Source organism: Micromonospora sp. WMMC273, from assembly GCF_027460285.1.
Lineage (GTDB): Bacteria > Actinomycetota > Actinomycetes > Mycobacteriales > Micromonosporaceae > Micromonospora > Micromonospora aurantiaca.
The window spans coordinates 6,487,158-6,503,920 of record NZ_JAPZBE010000001.1; the positions used below are offsets into that span (position 1 = coordinate 6,487,158).

Annotated in this window: 18 protein-coding genes; 9 read left to right on the forward strand and 9 right to left on the reverse strand. The window is 72.6% G+C overall.

Going from position 1 to position 16,763, the window contains the following annotated elements:
- The first annotated feature begins 19 nt into the window (after positions 1-19).
- Positions 20-1,141, forward strand: coding sequence for a FecCD family ABC transporter permease (locus tag O7611_RS30290; protein ID WP_228532550.1), 1,122 nt, complete (start codon positions 20-22; stop codon positions 1,139-1,141).
- On the forward strand, positions 1,138-1,917 hold the full coding sequence (locus O7611_RS30295) for an ABC transporter ATP-binding protein (protein ID WP_269698014.1): 780 nt from the start codon (positions 1,138-1,140) through the stop codon (positions 1,915-1,917). The genes O7611_RS30290 and O7611_RS30295 overlap by 4 nt, the downstream gene beginning before the upstream one ends.
- 242 nt (positions 1,918-2,159) lie before the next feature.
- Here O7611_RS30295 and O7611_RS30300 read toward each other — a convergent pair whose 3' ends face one another.
- From O7611_RS30300 to O7611_RS30325, 6 genes are all read right to left on the reverse strand, one after another.
- Complete coding sequence (locus O7611_RS30300) at positions 2,160-3,086, reverse strand: IS3 family transposase (protein ID WP_194803492.1); 927 nt, start codon at positions 3,084-3,086, stop codon at positions 2,160-2,162.
- The gene (locus tag O7611_RS30305; RefSeq protein WP_194803493.1) at positions 3,083-3,394 is read right to left on the reverse strand and encodes a transposase; all 312 of its coding nucleotides are present in this window, start codon (positions 3,392-3,394) and stop codon (positions 3,083-3,085) included. The genes O7611_RS30300 and O7611_RS30305 overlap by 4 nt, the downstream gene beginning before the upstream one ends.
- A 63-nt stretch (positions 3,395-3,457) precedes the next feature.
- On the reverse strand, positions 3,458-4,423 hold the full coding sequence (locus tag O7611_RS30310; protein WP_269698015.1) for an IS110 family transposase: 966 nt from the start codon (positions 4,421-4,423) through the stop codon (positions 3,458-3,460).
- A 338-nt stretch (positions 4,424-4,761) separates the two neighbouring features.
- Positions 4,762-5,520, reverse strand: coding sequence for a VOC family protein (locus O7611_RS30315; RefSeq protein ID WP_194802058.1), 759 nt, complete (start codon positions 5,518-5,520; stop codon positions 4,762-4,764).
- Between the two features lie 94 nt (positions 5,521-5,614).
- The gene (locus tag O7611_RS30320; protein WP_194802057.1) at positions 5,615-6,352 is read right to left on the reverse strand and encodes an ABC transporter permease; all 738 of its coding nucleotides are present in this window, start codon (positions 6,350-6,352) and stop codon (positions 5,615-5,617) included.
- A 9-nt stretch (positions 6,353-6,361) separates the two neighbouring features.
- Positions 6,362-7,249, reverse strand: coding sequence for an ABC transporter ATP-binding protein (locus O7611_RS30325; protein WP_194802056.1), 888 nt, complete (start codon positions 7,247-7,249; stop codon positions 6,362-6,364).
- Between the two features lie 149 nt (positions 7,250-7,398).
- Between O7611_RS30325 and O7611_RS30330 the strand changes: the two genes are divergently transcribed.
- Genes O7611_RS30330 through O7611_RS30345 form a run of 4 tightly spaced genes read left to right on the forward strand, consistent with a single transcriptional unit; the run spans position 7,399 to position 9,630 of the window.
- Complete coding sequence (locus O7611_RS30330; RefSeq protein ID WP_194802055.1) at positions 7,399-7,719, forward strand: type VII secretion target; 321 nt, start codon at positions 7,399-7,401, stop codon at positions 7,717-7,719.
- A gap of 11 nt (positions 7,720-7,730) precedes the next feature.
- Complete coding sequence (locus tag O7611_RS30335; RefSeq protein WP_194802054.1) at positions 7,731-8,657, forward strand: WXG100 family type VII secretion target; 927 nt, start codon at positions 7,731-7,733, stop codon at positions 8,655-8,657.
- A 9-nt stretch (positions 8,658-8,666) separates the two neighbouring features.
- Positions 8,667-9,026, forward strand: a complete 360-nt coding sequence (locus O7611_RS30340; RefSeq protein WP_269698016.1) for a YbaB/EbfC family nucleoid-associated protein — start codon at positions 8,667-8,669, stop codon at positions 9,024-9,026.
- Between the two features lie 4 nt (positions 9,027-9,030).
- Entirely contained in the window at positions 9,031-9,630 is a 600-nt protein-coding gene (locus O7611_RS30345; protein WP_194802053.1) for a hypothetical protein, read from the forward strand.
- Between the two features lie 79 nt (positions 9,631-9,709).
- On the opposite strand, the gene O7611_RS30350 is transcribed toward O7611_RS30345, so the two are convergent.
- Entirely contained in the window at positions 9,710-11,755 is a 2,046-nt protein-coding gene (locus O7611_RS30350; RefSeq protein WP_269698017.1) for a HelD family protein, read from the reverse strand.
- Between the two features lie 212 nt (positions 11,756-11,967).
- Between O7611_RS30350 and O7611_RS30355 the strand changes: the two genes are divergently transcribed.
- The 3 genes from O7611_RS30355 (at position 11,968) to O7611_RS30365 (ending at position 14,768) form a co-directional block, all read left to right on the forward strand.
- Positions 11,968-12,549 (forward strand): ArsR/SmtB family transcription factor, encoded by a 582-nt coding sequence (locus tag O7611_RS30355; protein WP_194802051.1) that lies wholly within the window; start codon positions 11,968-11,970, stop codon positions 12,547-12,549.
- A gap of 40 nt (positions 12,550-12,589) precedes the next feature.
- Positions 12,590-13,840, forward strand: coding sequence for an MFS transporter (locus O7611_RS30360; protein ID WP_194802050.1), 1,251 nt, complete (start codon positions 12,590-12,592; stop codon positions 13,838-13,840).
- 76 nt (positions 13,841-13,916) lie between these two features.
- The gene (locus tag O7611_RS30365) at positions 13,917-14,768 is read left to right on the forward strand and encodes a menaquinone biosynthetic enzyme MqnA/MqnD family protein (protein ID WP_194802049.1); all 852 of its coding nucleotides are present in this window, start codon (positions 13,917-13,919) and stop codon (positions 14,766-14,768) included.
- A gap of 19 nt (positions 14,769-14,787) precedes the next feature.
- On the opposite strand, the gene O7611_RS30370 is transcribed toward O7611_RS30365, so the two are convergent.
- Entirely contained in the window at positions 14,788-15,723 is a 936-nt protein-coding gene (locus tag O7611_RS30370) for a hypothetical protein (protein WP_194802048.1), read from the reverse strand.
- On the reverse strand, positions 15,723-16,703 hold the full coding sequence (locus tag O7611_RS30375; RefSeq protein ID WP_269698018.1) for a hypothetical protein: 981 nt from the start codon (positions 16,701-16,703) through the stop codon (positions 15,723-15,725). The genes O7611_RS30370 and O7611_RS30375 overlap by 1 nt, the downstream gene beginning before the upstream one ends.
- Positions 16,704-16,763 lie beyond the last annotated feature (60 nt).

The following is a 16,763-nucleotide window of genomic DNA, read 5'->3' on the forward strand; positions in this document are numbered from 1 at the left end:
CGCCCCTCGCCCGGCCGGGATGTCCGAGACGTCCCGGCCGGGTGCCCGGCTACCCCGGCCCCTGCGGCGTGGGTCGCGCGGCACCGGCGCCCCGGTCCGGCCCGCCGGGCTGCGTAAGCGCTGGCTGTTCGCCGGAGTCGTGGCGGTGCTCGTCGCGCTGGTGGCGGGCGTCTCCCTCGGCCCGGTCAGCCTGCCGCCCGGCAGCGTCGCGGCCGAACTGCTCAACCTGCTGCCCGGCGTGCACCTGGACAGCGGGCTCACCGAGCGGGAAGTCGCGATCATCACCGAGCTGCGGCTGCCCCGGGTCGTGCTCGGCCTGCTCGTCGGCGCGCTCCTCGCCCTGGCCGGCGGCTGCTACCAGGGCGTCTTCCGTAACCCGCTGGCCGACCCGTACCTGCTCGGCGTGGCGGCCGGCGCCGGATTCGCGGTCACCGCGGCGATCGTGCTCGGCGCCGGTGCGGGCGGCGCGCTGACCGGGCTGCCGATCACCATTCCGCTCGCCGCGTTCGTCGGATCGCTCGGCGCGGTCGTGCTGACGTACCTCCTCGGCGCGGCCGGCGGCCGGGACCGGTCCCCGGCCACGCTGATCCTGGCCGGCGTGGCGGTGTCCGCGTTCTTCGCCGCCGGGCAGACGTACCTGCTGCAACAGCACTCCGACAACATCCAGCAGGTCTACTCCTGGCTGCTCGGGCGGCTCGCCACCGCCGGCTGGCACGACGTGTGGCTGGTCCTGCCGTACTTCGTGCTCACCTCCGTGGTGGTGCTGCTGCACCGGCGTGAGCTGGACGTGCTCTCCGTCGGCGACGACGAGGCCGCCGGTCTCGGCCTGCACCCGCAGCGCTCCCGCTACCTGCTGATCGCCGCCGCGTCGCTCGGCACCGCCGCCGCCGTCTCCGCGTCCGGGCTGATCGGCTTCGTCGGCATCATCGTGCCGCACACCATGCGGCTGCTCGCCGGTTCCAGCCACCGGGTGATCCTGCCGCTGTCGATGCTGTTCGGCGGCGCGTTCCTCGCGCTCACCGACGTGGTCGCCCGTACCGCCGCCGCACCCGCCGAGATCCCGATCGGCGTGGTCACCGCGCTGCTCGGCGGCCCGTTCTTCGTCCTCGTCCTGCGTACCGCCCGCCGGGTGGCGATGTGAACGCCCCCGCCGTGCGCGTCCACGACCTGCGGGTCGACCTCGGCGGCAACCCGATCCTGACCGGCGTCGACCTGACCGTCGCCGCGGGCGAGTGGGTCACCGTGATCGGCCCCAACGGCGCCGGCAAGTCGACCCTGTTGCGCGCCGTCGGCGGCCTGCTGACCGGCCCGGGCGAGGTCGCACTCTTCGGTACGCCGATCGGCGCGCTCCGGCGCCGCGAACGAGCCCGGGTGGTGGCCACCGTGGCCCAGTCCCCGGTGGTGCCGGCCGGCATGTCGGTCTTCGACTACGCGCTGCTCGGGCGCACCCCGTACATCCCGGCGCTGGGCCGCGAGTCGGCCGCCGACCTGGCCGCCGTGCACGAGGTGCTGGACCGGCTCGACCTGGGCCCGTTCGCCCACCGCGAGCTGGCCACGCTCTCCGGCGGCGAGCGGCAGCGCGTCTTCCTGGCCCGGGCGCTGGCCCAGGGCGCCACCCTGCTGCTGCTCGACGAGCCGACCAGCGCGCTGGACATCGGGCACCAGCAGGAGGTGCTGGAACTGGTCGACCAGCTCCGCCGCGAGCACGGCCTGACCGTGCTCGCCACCATGCACGACCTCTCCATCGCCGGCGAGTACGCCGACCGCCTGGTCCTGCTCGCCGACGGCCGGGTGGCAGCCGCCGGCCCGCCGGAGGAGGTGCTCACCGAGGACCTGTTGGCCCGCCACTACCGAGCCCACATTCGGGTGATCCCCGGCGACCACGGCCCCTTGGTGGTCCCCGTCCGCCCCACCTGACCCCCTGCTGCCCTTCCCACGCCGTTGATCTTGTACTTCGGGCCCCGGCGAAAGGTGCATATATCGCAACGGGAGGGCCGCAACTGCAAGATCTGTGAAGGTTGCTGTCAAGTGGTGGCTTCGAGGGTGCGCCAGATTTGGCGGGCTATGTAGCGTTTGAGGCTGCGGGTGATCTCGGCTGGGGTGCGGCCTTCGGTGGTGCGGCGGTTGATTGAGTTCCCCCCGCTTTGATGGAGCGGTGGTTACCTGCTGCCGGCTGGCGCAGGGGTGGCGATAGGTGGCTCGGCTGGTTGCGGCTGGCGGGTGTGCCAGGCGGTCTCGTACTCGTTCGGGCTGAGGTAGCCCAGTTCCTTCTGTATGCGGCGGGTGTTGTACCAGCCGTCGATGTAGGCGAAGATCGCGTTCTCGGCCTCGTCGCGGGTCCGCCAGGACGTGCGGTAGACGAGTTCGATCTTCAGCGTGGACCAGAAGTTCTCCATCAGGGCGTTGTCGTACGAGTCGCCGACGGAGCCCATCGACGGCAGGATCCCGTTGTCCTGCAAGCGTTCCGCGAAGCGGAACGACGTGTAGTTCGACCCGCGGTCGCTGTGGTGGATCAACTGGCCGTCGCGGACGTCGCGCGACCAGATGCCGTATTCGAGGGCGGCGAGGATCAGGTCGGTGTCGCAGCGGTCAGACGTCTTCCACCCGACGATCCGGCGGGAAAACGCGTCGCGGACCGCAGCCAACCAGAACACACCCTCACCGCACGGGATGCGGGTGGCGTCGGCAACCCAGAGCCGGTTCGGCCCGTCGGCGGTGAACTGCCGATTGACCAGATCCGGCGCCGGCGTGTGCCGGGGATCCTGCTTCGTGGAGCCACCACGCCAGCCTCGACGCAGGAACGCCCCCTGCCAGCCCTGCTCGGCCATCAGCCGCTCGACGCGCTTGCGGCCCACGCGGATGCCGTCACGGCGCAGCTGCCGGTGGACCCGGTCAGCGCCGTAGGTGCGCCCGGAGGTCTCCCAGATCTCGTGGATGTTGGAGATCAGCCCCAGGTCGACGACGTCCCGGTCGCAGGGCTGCTCGGCCTGCTTGACCCACGCGTAGTAGGTTGAAGCGCCGATGTTGAGGACCCGTAGCAGGAGCGCGACCGCGAACTGGTCACGGTGTTCGTGAATGAACCTCATGACCGTCGCCGGGTCGGGTCGAGCTCCGCCGCGAAATACGCACTCGCGGCCTTCAGAATCTCGTTCGCCCGCCGCAACTCGGCAACTTCCTTGCGCAGCCGCCGGTTCTCGTCCGCCATCTCGCTGGTCGGCCGGTCGTGACGCTCACCCGTGTCGGCCTCGGCCTGGCGGATCCAGTTCCGCAACGCCTCGTGATGCACGCCGAGTTGCTCGGCCAGGCGCCGGATCACCGGCTTCGGGTCCGACTCGCGATACAGGCGCACGGCGCGCTGACGTAGCTCGTCGGGGTACTTCTTCGGTGCTGCCACGGACGACTTCCTCCCCACGGCCATAAGACCATGATCAAGAAGCTCCATGAAAGCGGGGGTGGCTCAGATGTAGTCCTTGGTGGGCTGGTGGCATCGTTGGCGGGTTTTGGCGATGGTGTGCAGGGCGGCGTTGAGGGTGCGGTCGCCGCCTCGGTTGAGGCGGTGGCGGGTGATGCGCCCGGAGCTGGCGGGGACGGGGCTGACGCCGGCGAGTGAGGCGAAGGCGGCTTCGTTGCGGAACCGGCCGGGGTGTGACCAGGCGGTCAGCGCGATCGCGGCGGTGACGGGGCCGATGCCGGGTTGGTCGAGCAGGGTGGGGCAGAGTTTGTCGACCAGGGTGCGGATTTCGGTGAGGTTGGCTTTCAGGAGCCGGTCGAGGGTCTGGATCTGCTCGGCGAGGGTTGCCAGGTGAGTGCGGCGCAGCCGGTCGAGACCGCTGCCGCTGGTGGTGGTGAGGGTGGTGGCGTGCTGGACCTGTCGCAGGGTGCTCAGTCCTCGCATCTGTGTGCGGAGGTCGTCGTCGGCGGTGAGGATCACCGATTTGAACAGGTTGATGGTGGCGGTGCGGGTGTCGCTGTAGTGGCGGCGGCAGACGTGCAGCAGGCGCAGGGCTTCCCGGTCGCCGTCGGTGCGGGGTGAGGCGACGTGGTCGGCGGCCAGGACGCCACGAGCGGCGTGCGCGGCGTCCAGCGCGTCGGACTTGCCGCCTCGACGGCAGCGCCCGGCAGCGGGTTTGGGTGCTTCCAGGACGTACTCACCCGCGGCGCGCAGGACGCGCAGCAGACCGACACCGTGACAACGAGCGCCGTCCAGGGCCCAGGCCCGCCGGCCCGTTCCCAGCACGGCCGTCTGCCGGCCGGCCCAGGCCAGCAGGACAGCGGCGCCGTCGTCGGTGGCCGGCACGGTGATCTCCGCCAGCACGGTGCCGACCGCGGTGAGCACCGCGGCGGTGTGCGTATCGGTATGGGTGTCCACACCGACGACCGCGTCGACACGCTCGGCCAGACGTTCTGCCAGGATGGGAAACACGGACGGTTCTCCCTTGCACGGGACGACGTTCGGACGGCGTCGGCCCGGGAGCGATCACCCAGCGGCACATCTGTGATGAGTCACGCGACACGGGCTGCACACCCCTTCGCGGACAGGCTTCTGATCAGGCCAACAAGGTGGGCCGGGCCGACGCCGGCAACCCACGAGGACAAGTCGACGCCACGGCACACCAACTGACAGCGGCCAGATCTTGCATGAGTCACCCATAGATCACCAACGTCGAACCCTACCGATACCAACCTCCCGGAACCGGCCCACCTATAGAAGCGTCGACGGAGGAACCGGGCGGGGCAGGGGCGGTGCGGGCGCGGAGGGGGTCAGCGGAGGGTGGAGATGGAGAAGAGGGCGCCGGCCGGGTCTCGTAGGGCGGCGCTGCGGCCGGCCGGGTTGTCGCGCGGCGGGACCAGGATCGTGCCGCCCAGCTCGGCGGCCCGGGCAGCGGTCGCGTCGGCGTCCTCCACCGCGAAGTACACCGCCCAGTACGCGGGCAGGTCCCCCGGCATCGGCTCGGCCCGCGGGAGCATGCCGGCGACGATCCGGGCGCCGCAGCGCCACCCGGTGTACGCGACCGGCCCGGCCGGGCGTTCCTCCGGATGCCAGCCGAAGACAAGCGCGTAGAACTCCTTCGCGCCCTCCGGGTCGGGGGTGACCAGCTCGTTCCAGCACATCGCGCCGGGCGCGTTGTACAGCTCGGCCCCGCGCATCGCCATCGGCTGCCACACGCTGAACACCGCGCCGGCCGGGTCGGCGAGGACCGCCATCCGGCCCTGCTGGGCGACGTCGAACGGGGAGACGACGACCTGCCCGCCGGCCGCCTCGGCCCTTGTGGCGACCAGGTCGGCGTCGTCGGTCGCCACGTACGTGGACCAGACCGGCACCTGGTCCGGCGTACCGGGTGGGCCGGCCCCGGCGACCGCCTTGCCGTCCTTGCGGAAGACGGTGTAGCCGCCGGCTTCCGGTTCGGGGGAGATCTCTCCGGTCCAGCCGAACAGCTCGGGGTAGAACCGTCGTGCGTCGTCCAGACCGGGCGTGGCCAGGTCGGTCCAGCAGGGCGTGCCGGGCTCGACGCCGTTCACGGTGACCCCTCTCGCCGGGGGCGGCTCCGCTCGCCCGCCCTGTCGGCATCGTGGCACCGCCGGGTCGGCCACCGGGCCGGAACCGGACAAAAGGTCAGCTGAAGCGGCGTCCCTCGTCCCGCCGGTACGCCCAGCCGGCGAGCGCGGCGAGCACCAGCACCCAGACCACGAGCATCACCAGCGCCCGGGTGTCCGGCCGGAAGTCGGTGACCGCCGCCCAGATCAGTTCCACGGCGCCCCGGGTCGGGAGGTAGGGCGCGATCGCCTTGATGAAGCCGGGCGCGTCGTCCGGCCCGGAGAGCAGGCCACCGCCGAACGCGAGCGGGAAGAAGATCACCTGCGCCACCACGATCGCGGCCTTGCTCGGCAGCGAGTAGCCGATCGCCAGGCCGAGCAGCGTGAACGGAACCGAGACCACGGCCACCGCGCCCAGGCCGAGCAGGAACCGCACTGCGCTGACCCGGGCGTCCGTGGCGACCGCCGCGATCACCACCACCGGAATCATCGAGACGTAGGTCAGGACCACCCCGGCCAGGATCCGCCCGGCCAGCCGCGGCGCCGGCCCGGTCGGCAGGGTCCGGGTGTACGGGTTCCAGGGCTGGTCGCGGTCCTCGGAGACGCCCACTCCGTACTGGAAGATGTTGGCGGTCATCACCGCGAAGGTCACCATGGCGGCGGTGGCGTAGGTGGCGCCGACCGGATCGTCGCCGGCGAACGGCACCACGAAGAAGAGCATCGAGGCGGCGGGGAAGAACGCGCTGCCCACCACCGCCACCGGCACCCGGACGATCTCCAACAGGTGGTAGCGGGCGTGGACCAGGGCGAGCGGCACGGCGGTCTCCTAGGCGGGGGTGGGCGCGGGCCGGTCGTCGGCCGTGATGGCGAGGAACGCCTCCTCCAGCGAGGTGGGCCGGACCTCCAGATCGTGGAACGGCACCCCGGAGGTGACCAGGTCGCGGACGAGCTGGTCGGCGTCGGTGGTGAGCAGGTGCACCCGCCCGTCGGCGCGTTCGGTGGTGACCACGCCCGGCAGCGCCGGCAGGTCGTCGGCGACCAGGCTGACCCGGCGTACGCCGACGATGCCGCGGATCGCGGCCACCGAGTCGTCGGCCAGCACCCGCCCGTGGCCGATCACCACCACCCGCTGCGCGAGCGCCTCCACCTCCTCCAGGTAGTGGCTGCTCAGCAGCACGGTGCCGCCGCCGGCGTGGAAGCCGCGGATCGCGTCCCAGAGCGCGTGCCGCGCCTCCACGTCGAGGCCGGTGGTCGGCTCGTCGAGCACCACCAGCCGGGGACGGCCGACGAACGCCAGAGCCACGGCGAGCCGGCGACGCTGGCCGCCGGAGAGGCCGCCGGTCTGCCGGCGTACCTGGTCGGCGAGGCCGAACCGGTCGAGCAGTTCGCCCCGCGGCACCGGGTCGGGGAAGTGCGCGGAGACGAAGTCGACCACCTCGCCGACCCGCAGCGTGCCGGGCAGGCCGGTCTCCTGCGGGGTGACACCGAGTTGCCGCCGGCTCGCCGGGTCGCGCGGGTCGCCGCCGCACAGCTCGACCCGGCCGGTGGTCGGGCGGCGCAGCCCGACCAGCAGGTTGATCAGCGTGCTCTTGCCGGCGCCGTTCGGGCCGAGCAGGCCGACCAGCTCCCCGGACCGGACGGTCAGGTCGACCCGGTCCAGCGCCAGCACGTCGCCGTAGCGGCGGCTGACCTGTTCGGCGCGGGCCAGGATCATCGGCGATCTCCTCGCAGGTAAGTGCTGTGCCTCCCCTGTCTACCGTGCGTGCGCCAGCCCCGCTGTCCCCTGACCGGGTGCTCACATCCCCTAGTCTGGTGGCGCCGTCGACGACGGTGGAAGTTCCGACCGGACACTGGGGAGGGTCCGTGACCAGTCCGAGCAGGAATCTCGACGTCCAGCCGGAGGCGCTGAGGGCGTTCGCCGCCGCCTCCCGGGACCGGGCCGGCCGGTTCCGCGAGCTGGAACGGGTGTTCCGCGACGGCCACGTGGCCCGGCACTCCTTCGGTGTGATGCCCGCGTCGTTCAGCCTCGCCGCCGCGTACGAGCAGCAGTTCGAGGCGTGCCTGCAGGGGCTGGCGGACGGTGCCGAGACCATGCTGACCGTCGCCACGGGGCTCGCCGAGACCGCCGCCGCCTACGACGACACGGACTCGGCGAACGACACGATGTTCACCGCCGGCGGCTGAGGGGGAACGGCATGAGCACCGAGGCGCTCCAGCGCAACAAGACCTACTTCGAGCAGATCGTGTCGGGCACGCCCGACCCGTTCAAGCCGCTGTCGAACGCGGTGCTGTGGCCGTTCGAGCAGCTCCTGGAACTGGTCGCCGGTGAGCCGGACGACCTGATGCGGGCGGCCCAGCTCGCGATGACCACCGGGGAGGCGGTCCGGCAGATCGCCGGTGACCAGATCGCCGACCGGGCGCGGCTGCGCGGCGCCTGGGACGGCGACGCGGCGGAGAAGTTCCACGCCTCGATGCAGTCCATCGAGGAGGCGATGGACGATCTGGCAAAGGGGCTGGACGGCACCAAGGAGGTGCTCGTCGACTCCGCGAACGCGTCGGTGGACGCGTTCAACCTGCTGGTCGAGCTGATCCTGGAGTTCCTGCTCTGGTTCCTGACCGAGATCATCATCGCCGCGGTGGCGGCGGCGCTGAGCGCCGGCGTGAGCCTGGCCGCCACTGTGGTGCGGGTGCTGGCCCGGCTCGCCACCACCGTCGGCCGTATGGTCAAGATCGTGGCGCGGTTCGCGGAGATCCTCACGAAGCTCGCCACCAAGCTCCAGAAGGTCGCCAACCTGCTCGACCACTACGCCAAGGTGGTGATGGAGCTGCGCCGGGCCAAGAAGGCGTACAGCGCGTTCAACAAGTCCGGCTACACGAAGGCGGCGCTCGCCTTCAAGGTCGAACGCGCCGCCGTGCTCTTCCCGGGCAAGTTCGCCATCAACCAGGCGTCCCCGGTGAACATCCCCGGCATCGGCGGCGCACTGCTCGACACCGGGATGGGCCTGCACGACGTCTCCGACGGGCGCAAGGACCGCAACTACCTGGTGGACGGCACGTACCGCGACGACCTCGGCCCGTACACAAAGGGCGTGCAGAACGTGTTCGACTCGATCGTGAACTGAGAGGCAGCAATGACGTTCCCGGCCCTGGACCGGATCGAGGCGCTGGCCCGCAACCTGGACGGGTGGCAGCGCGAACTCGGCGCGCGGATGGCCGAGCTGGAGCAGAGCAGCGCCGAGGGGGTCAGCGACTCCGGTCTGGTCACCGTCGTGGCCGCCGCCGACGGCAAGATCCTCTCCACCGACATCAACGCGCGGGCCATGCGCTTCGACTCCTACACGCTCGCCGAGGAGATCACCTCGGCGGCGAACCGGGCGCAGGAGGCCGCCGCCGCCCGGGTACGCGAGATCGTCGGCGAGGTGATGGGCAACGCGCCGGGCGGGGAGCGCCCCGCCGACGACGGCTACGGCCACGGCCACGACCGATACTGATTCGATGGACGAGACCAGATACCGCGACCGGATCGGCCTGCTCGTCGAGCCGGGCGAGCGCGTCCTGGCCCACGCCAAGGCCGACGTCGGCCAGGGGCTCGCTCCGGCACCGCCGCCCGAGCCGGAGTCCACCGCCGAGCCGAGCCGGCGGACTGTCGGCTCGGTGCTGCTCAACATCCTGCTGCCCCTGGCCACCTGGGACCGCGGCGACCGCCTGGTCGACGCGATCGGTTGGGGGATCGCCGGACGCGGCGCCCCCGGTTCGGCCGCCTCCCGGCTGCACCGCGCGCTCCGCCCGCCCCGGCCCGACCTCCAGGTCCGGGAGACGCTGCTCGCAGTCACCGACCGGCGGCTGGTGGTCTGCCGTACCGGCGGGGTCAAGCTGCTGGCCGGGCGCGAGGCCGAGGAACGCGCGCTGGCCGAGACCGCCGTGGCCTGGTCGGCCGCGCGCGGCGAGGTCGCCTCCGCGCGGGTGGGCTGGCACCGGCTCAACCCGAAGCGGCTGCGGATCGACTTCACCGACGGCTCCTGGCTGTCGTTCACCGTGCCGATCGCCGAGTCCGGCCGCCCGCTGCGCGAGGTCGCCGCCGCACTGTCCGCCTGACCGGACCGCCCTGCCGGGCCCGCGACGGGCCGTCCGGGACCGCTGTCGGCCGGCCACGTCAGCGCGGCCGGGCCCCGCGTCAGGCGGTCAGCGGCCCGGGCAGCGGCTCGCGGTGCAGCACGGCCAGGCGGGAGACCGCCCGGGTCAGCACCACGTAGAGGCGGTGCAGCCCGCGCGGCTCGGCGGCCACGATCGCGGCCGGCTCGACGACCACCACGTGGTCGTACTCCAGGCCCTTGACCAGCGTCGCCGGGACCACCGTGACCCGCGTCGCGGCCTCGACGTCGTCGGCCGTAGCGGTCTCGACGCCCGCGTCGGCGAGCGCCGCGCGGAGCCGGTCCACCGCGTCGTCGGCGGCGATCACACCGACCGAGCCGTCGTGCGCGAGCGCCGCCCGCACCTCGGCCACCGTCGCGGCCGTCAGGTCCTCGGCGGTACGCACATCGAGCGCGCCGTCGTTGCGGAGCGACCGGGCCGGGGGTACGTCGACGGCGAGCGCCGGCAGCAGCCGGTTCGCGAACGCCACCACCGCGGCGGGCACCCGGAAGCCTACGCTCAGCGGCACCACAGCGGCGTCCGGCTTGCCCAGGTGGGCCAGGGACTCGCGCCAGTCGGTCGCCGCCCAGGGCGCGGTGCCCTGGGCCAGGTCGCCGAGCAGCGTGATCGAGCCGTGCTCGCTGCGCCGGGCGATGGCGCGGCACTGCATCGGGGAGAGGTCCTGCGCCTCGTCGACCACCACGTGCCCGAAGCCGGCGGGCCGTTCCAGCAGCCCGGCCACCTCGTCGATGAGTACCGCGTCGGCGGCGGTCCACCGGGTCGCCTTCGCGGTGCGTGCGACCTTGCCGGACCGGAACAGCTCCTGCTCCTCGGGCGTGAGCAGGCCGTCCGCGGCGGCGGCCAGCGCGTCCGCGTCGGTACGCAGCCGGTGCAGCAGTCCGTCCGGCGTGAGTGCCGGCCAGACCGTGTCGAGCAGGTCGGTGACCGGCTTGATCCGGCTCATCCGGCGTAGCCAGGCGTCGTTCGGTGACTCCGCCCGGCGCGCCTCGGCCTGGCGTTGCAGCAGCCCCACCACCCGGGCCCGGACCCGCTCCCGGCCGGTGGCGTAGGGCAGACCCTCCTGCCGCGTCTCGGTGACCAGCCGGTGCAGCGGGTCCAGCCCGATCCGCCACCGGTACGAGCCGTCCGACACCATGATCGGCTCGGTCGGCGTACCGATGTGGGCGTCGACGGCCCGGCGCAGCACCTCGGCCATCCGGACGTCGTGCTTGAGCGCGGCGGCGGCCGGGTCGTCGACCGCGCGGACCGGCACCCGCGCGACCAGGTCCTCCACTGTGGCCTGCTCGACCTCGACCTCACCGAGCGCCGGCAGCACCGCCGCGATGTACGACAGGAACGCCCGGTTCGGCCCGACGATCAGCACGCCCGAGCGGCGCAGCCGTTCCCGGTGCAGGTAGAGCAGGTACGCAGCGCGGTGCAGCCCGACCGCCGTCTTCCCGGTGCCGGGCGCGCCCTGGACGCAGATCGAGTCGGCCAGGTCGGCCCGGACCAGCTCGTCCTGCTCCGGCTGGATGGTGGCGACGATGTCGCGCATCGGGCCGACGCGGGGACGCTCGATCTCGGCGGTGAGGATGCGGCTGGCGGTGCCGAGTTCCTCGCCCCGGTCCAGGTGCTCGTCCTCGAAACTGGTCAGCGTCCCGGCGCTGAACCCGAACCGGCGGCGTACGGCGACACCCTGCGGGTCACGTGCGCTGGCCCGGTAGAACGACCGGGAGACCGGGGCACGCCAGTCCAGCACCAGCGGCTCGCCCAGCTCGTCGGTGACGTGCCGGCGCCCGACGTGGTACTCCCGTCCGGCGTGGTCCGGGTCGTCGCCGCCGAAGTCCAGGCGGCCGAAGAACAGCGGGGTGGTCGGGTCGTCGGCCAGTTCCTTGACCCGCCGGGCCATGTGCCGGCCGAGCTGCTCGGCGGTGTACGAGTCACCGGCCACCTTGTCACCGGTGGCGAAGAGCGCCTCGGCGCGTTCCCGCATCCGTTTAAGCGCGGCGCGGGAGGCGCCGAGGTGGGCACGTTCGGCGGTCAGTTCGGCGTCGAGACCGGGTGTGGCGTCAAGATCGGTTGCGGGCACTGTGAACTCCGATGGCTCAACTGAGGCTCGCTCGCGTGTCCGGGGCGGTTGGCCTGCTCCCGGCGCGGGGACGTCCGCTGCGGTGCATGCTCACCGCGGCCGTCGGGCGGCCATCGACTTTACGGGAGCACCGGCAGGTCGCGCCAACGATTTTCGGGTGTCGGCCGCGGGGTGTGTGTCGGCCGGTCCGGCCTGGCGGCAATCATTGAGGCATGACCGAGGCGCTTCCCGGCCGGAGCCGGGTGACGATCAGTGATCCGCAGGTGATGCGGGCGCTCGCTCACCCGGCCCGCATGGCGATCATGGAACATCTCGGCACGCTGGAGGGCGGTGCGACGGCCACCGAGTGCGCCGAGATCGCCGGCCTGTCGCCGAGCGCCACCAGCTACCACCTGCGCGAGCTGGCGAAGTTCGGGCTGGTCCGGCAGGCGCCGGGCCGGGGTGACGCCCGGGAGCGGGTCTGGCAGGCGGTGAATCCGTCGTTCCATGTCGAGGTGGGGCCGGACGCCGACCCGGAGGCGCGTGCCGCCGAGGCGGCCCTGGTCGAGGCGCACATGGTCCGTGACGCCCAGCGGGTCCGGGACTGGTTGCGCCGCGCGCCGGACGAGTCGCCGGAGTGGTACGCGGCCACCTGGTTCAGCGACAGCATGCTGCTCATGACCGCCGAGGAGCTGACCGAGCTGAACCAGGCGGTCCAGGCGCTGATGGAGCCGTACCGGCGGCGGACCCGGACCGATCCGCCGGCAGGCGCTCGGCCGGTGGCGACGCAGTACCGGGCGATGCCCGTCGACTGAGGGGTTGCGCGCGTCAGTTGTGAAGGATTACTTTCGAAGTATGTCCTTCACAACTGACGAGTCGCGCTGGCCGGACGTCTGGCTCGCGGCCACCGCGCGCGGCATCTCCAGTTGCGGGGACTTCCTCGCCGCCGCCACGCTCACGCTCGCCCTCCAGTCCGCCGGTGCCGGCGGACTCGCCGTCTCCGGGCTGCTGCTCGCCGCGACGCTGCCGCTCGTGGTGCTCGCGCCGCTGACCGGCCGGCTCGCCGACCGCGTGGACAGCCGGGTGCTGCTCGTCGCCGCCGGTCTCGCGCAGGCCGCGGTCTGCCTGGCCCTCGCGTACGCGCGGGATCCGGTGCTGGTGATCGCGCTGGTGGCGCTGCTGGCGACCGGGCTCGCGGTCACCCAGCCGGCGATCGCCGCGCTGGTTCCGGTGATGGTGCGGCCCGAGGACCTGCCCCGGGCGGGCGCGCTCAACCAGACCGCCGGGACGCTCGGCGCGCTCGCCGGTCCGGCGCTGGCCGGGCTGCTCGTCGGGCAGTTCGGCACCCGGGTGCCGCTGCTCGTCGACGCGTTCAGCTACCTCGCGCTGGTGGCGGCCGGGCTGCTCATCCGTACCCGCCGGGGAGGGCGCCGGACGCCGGCCGCAGTCGCCGCGGCGGTCGCGCCCGCCTGGCGGCTGCGCCGTGACCCGCTGCTGACGGTGATGGTCGGCAGCGTGGCCGCGGTGATCGGCGCGGTCGGCGCGGTGAACGTGATCGAGGTCTTCTTCATCCGGGAGACGCTCGGCAGCAGCACCACCGTGTACGGCCTGGTCACCGGCTCCTGGACGCTCGGCATCGTGCTCGGCGCGTGGCTGTTCGCCCGGGTCGCCCGCCGGCTCGCCGACGACGGCGCGCTGCTCGGCGCCGGGCTGGTGCTGCTCGGCGGCTGCTGCCTGGCGGTGCTCGTCTCGGCCGCGGTGCCCTCGGCCTGGCTGCTCGTGCCCATCTGGCTGGCCGGCGGCGTGGCAAACGGCGGCAACAACGTCTTCGACCAGTTGCTGCTGGCCCGGCGGGTGCCCGAGGCCTCCCGGGGCCGGGCGTTCGCCGTCTTCGGAGCGGCCGCGCAGGGCGCGGCGATGGGCGGCTACCTGGTCGGCGGCCTGCTGCTGGAGGTGGCCGGCCCGCGCGTCCTGATCGCCGGCTGCGGCGCGGCCGGCCTGCTGGTCGTGGTGGCGCTGCTCGGGCCGGTCCGACGCGCGGCACGCGCCGAGCGAGCCGCCGTCGCCCGCGCGGCCACGCCTGCCGCCGCCGTGGCAGGCGGTTAGGCGCGGAGGTGCGGAGTTCACCACTCGATCGGATCCCCCGGCGGCGAGGTCGGAGCCACGGCGATACGGTCGGGTCATGGCCGACCGCATCGCCCGCCCCCGCGTGGGGCACATCCAGTTCCTCAACTGCCTGCCGATCTACTGGGGGCTGATGCGGTCCGGCGCGCTGATCGACGTCGACCTGCACAAGGACTCGCCGGATCGGTTGAGCGCCGACCTGGTCGCCGGTGACCTGGACATCGGCCCGATCACGCTGGTTGAGTTCCTCAAGCACGCCGACGACCTGCTGCTCCTGCCGGACCTGGCGGTCGGCAGCGACGGGCCGGTGCTCTCGGTGAACGTGGTGTCCACCCGCCCGCTGGGCGAGCTGGACGGCGCCCGGGTGGCGCTCGGCTCCACGTCGCGTACCGGGGTGCTGCTGGCCCAGCTGCTGCTCGCCGAGCGGCACGGGGTGCGCCCGGAGTACTTCCGCTGCCCGCCGGACCTGACCCAGATGCTGCTGGAGGCCGACGCCGGGGTGCTGATCGGTGACGTGGCGCTGCGCGCCCTCTACGAGGCGCCGGCCAAGGGCCTCGAGGTGACCGACCTGGGACAGGCGTGGCACGACTGGACCGGCCTGCCGATGGTGTTCGCCGTCTGGGCGGTACGCCGCGAGTTCGCCGCAGCCCACCCGGGCCTGGTCAAGGAGGTGCACGAGGCGTTCCTGCGCTCGCGTGACCTGTGCCTGGCCGAGCTGGACCAGGTAGCGGAGGCGGCGGCCCGCTGGGAGACGTTCGACGCGGCGACGCTCGCCACGTACTTCCGGGCGCTCGACTTCTCGCTCGGTGAGCGGCAGGTGGCCGGGCTGCGTGAGTTCGCCCGCCGGGCGGCCGCGTACGGGGAGGTGCCGGCGCTGCCGGCCGGCGGCCCGGAGTTCTTTCAGGGCTGACCGCGCCGCCGCCCGGGGCTCAGGTCGCGGGGCGCAGCAGCGCCTTGGTGATCCGTTCGCAGGCGTCCATGCCGTACTCCCAGCCGCCCTCGACGCCGAACGGGGTGCGCAGCATCACGCCCATCGTCCAGGTGTCGCCGATGGCCAGGCAGTTGACGTGGTACTCCTCTTCCTTGTCCCGGTCGATCCACCCGTTCTTGATGGCGATCTTCTTCTGCTGGGCCGCCGGGAACGCCTTGCGGATGCCGAAGTCGCCGGGAGCGCGGACCTGGCGCATCTCGTTGAGCAGCCACTTGGTCCACTTCGGCCCGGCCGCGCGGCCGTCGTCGATGCAGAGACCGAGCCGGGCGGTGTCCCGAGGGGACAGTTCGGTGCGGCTCCAGCCGCCGTCGGAGGCGACCTCGCTGTCGGTCAGCTTGCAGATCGAGATCAGCCGCTCGATCGAGTCCGAGCCGCCGACGTTCTCGTAGAACTCCTGGGCGCGGGTGTTGTCGCTGTCCCGGATGATCTTCGTGGCATCGGCGAGCTTTGCATCGCTCGGCGTCTTGCCGTCCTCGGCGCTCAGGCGCAGGTAGTCGGCCACCACCCAGGACTTGATCAGCGACGCGGTCGTGCTGGTCTCGCCCATGTTCGCCGAGCCGATGATCTTCCCGGTGCGCTTGTCCAGCACGGACCAGGCGTACCAGCCCTTGATCTTGAGGCTGTCCAGGTTCTTCGCCTGGAACGGCAGCGGGGCGATCGACGGTGAGGGGGCGACGCGTGGCGCGTTGCGGTCGACGGACTGCTGAGTGGACCGCTCGTTCGTCGGTTCGGGACGTGAGTTCGCGGTCGCCTCCAGCGGCGAGCCGGGGATCACGCGCAGGGAGAGGCCGAGCAGGCCGACGAGGACCGCAGCCAGGGCGCTGAAGGCGAGTGGACGCCGATAGCTGCCGGGCCGACGCCGGGCACCGGCCATCAGAGCTTCCCGACCGGCTGCTGCGGCACCTTGAGTGCGGCGCCGGGCTGCGGCGTCACGAGCTGGGTGGCGACGGCGGCGCACATCTTCGCACCGTACGGCAGGCCGGCGCGGCCCGGGTACCGCATCATCACGGAGAGACTCCACTTGTCGGTGAACGCCAGGCAGCTGACGTGCCAGTTGCCGTCGTAGGCGAGCTGGGTCCAGCCGTTCTTCATGTGCACCGGGCCCTGCGCCTTGATCGTCGCGGGCAGGCCGTCGATGATGCCCCACCGGCCGCCGCCGGAGCGTTCCCCCTGCTTGTTGACGCTGCCGGCCACCTTGGTCATCTCGGTGAGCAGCCACTTGGTCCACTTGGGCCCGGCGGCGCGGCCGTCGGCGATGCAGTCGCCGAGGCGGACCGCGTCACGCGGGGACATCTCGGTGAAGCTCCACCAGCCCTTGTACTGGGGTACGTCGCCGGGCTTGGTGTCGGTCAGACCGCAGATCCGGATCGCGCGCGCGATGACCGGGTCCGGTTTGCCGCCCGGCTGGGGCTTGTAGGAGCCGCCGGCCGCCCGGTAGACCCGGTTGGCGCCGTCGTCGTCGCTGTTCCGGATCGCCAGGATCGCCGCCTTCTCGAGGTCGGCGGCCGGCTTCTTGTCGCCGAGCTGACGAAGGTAGTCCGCGACGATCCAGGCCTTGAGCATCGACTCGGTGGAGCTGGTCTGGTTCATGTTCTTCGCGCCGGTGACGGTGCCGGTCTCGCGGTCCATCAGGGCCCAGGAGAAGAACTCGCCCTTGAAGTTCACCGACACCGGGGCGTCGGCGAGCGTCGGGGGCGCGGGCGCGGTCGGCGTCGGCGCCGGGACCTGCGCACCGCCGCCGAGGCCGCCCGCGTCGTCGCCGCCGGCGAGCTTCGCGTACGCGGCCGGCACCAGCATGACGCCACCGATGATGATCGCCACGATGGCGACCGCCATGGTCACGCGAGGTCGCATGAGTGGTGAGCTCCAGATGTCTGGCCGGGGGGACCGGCACTTCCGCATGGGTCCGGCCCG

Bases quoted from the DNA above. Each gene is read 5' to 3' on its own strand.
- O7611_RS30365 (WP_194802049.1), top strand. From the start codon at position 13,917: ATGGCCGACCGCATCGCCCGCCCCCGCGTGGGGCACATCCAGTTCCTC.
- O7611_RS30325 (WP_194802056.1), bottom strand. From the start codon at position 7,249: ATGATCCTGGCCCGCGCCGAACAGGTCAGCCGCCGCTACGGCGACGTG.
- O7611_RS30335 (WP_194802054.1), top strand. From the start codon at position 7,731: ATGAGCACCGAGGCGCTCCAGCGCAACAAGACCTACTTCGAGCAGATC.
- O7611_RS30375 (WP_269698018.1), bottom strand. From the start codon at position 16,703: ATGCGACCTCGCGTGACCATGGCGGTCGCCATCGTGGCGATCATCATC.
- O7611_RS30300 (WP_194803492.1), bottom strand. From the start codon at position 3,086: ATGAGGTTCATTCACGAACACCGTGACCAGTTCGCGGTCGCGCTCCTG.
- O7611_RS30340 (WP_269698016.1), top strand. From the start codon at position 8,667: ATGACGTTCCCGGCCCTGGACCGGATCGAGGCGCTGGCCCGCAACCTG.
- O7611_RS30345 (WP_194802053.1), top strand. From the start codon at position 9,031: ATGGACGAGACCAGATACCGCGACCGGATCGGCCTGCTCGTCGAGCCG.
- O7611_RS30360 (WP_194802050.1), top strand. From the start codon at position 12,590: ATGTCCTTCACAACTGACGAGTCGCGCTGGCCGGACGTCTGGCTCGCG.
- O7611_RS30370 (WP_194802048.1), bottom strand. From the start codon at position 15,723: ATGGCCGGTGCCCGGCGTCGGCCCGGCAGCTATCGGCGTCCACTCGCC.
- O7611_RS30290 (WP_228532550.1), top strand. From the start codon at position 20: ATGTCCGAGACGTCCCGGCCGGGTGCCCGGCTACCCCGGCCCCTGCGG.
- O7611_RS30355 (WP_194802051.1), top strand. From the start codon at position 11,968: ATGACCGAGGCGCTTCCCGGCCGGAGCCGGGTGACGATCAGTGATCCG.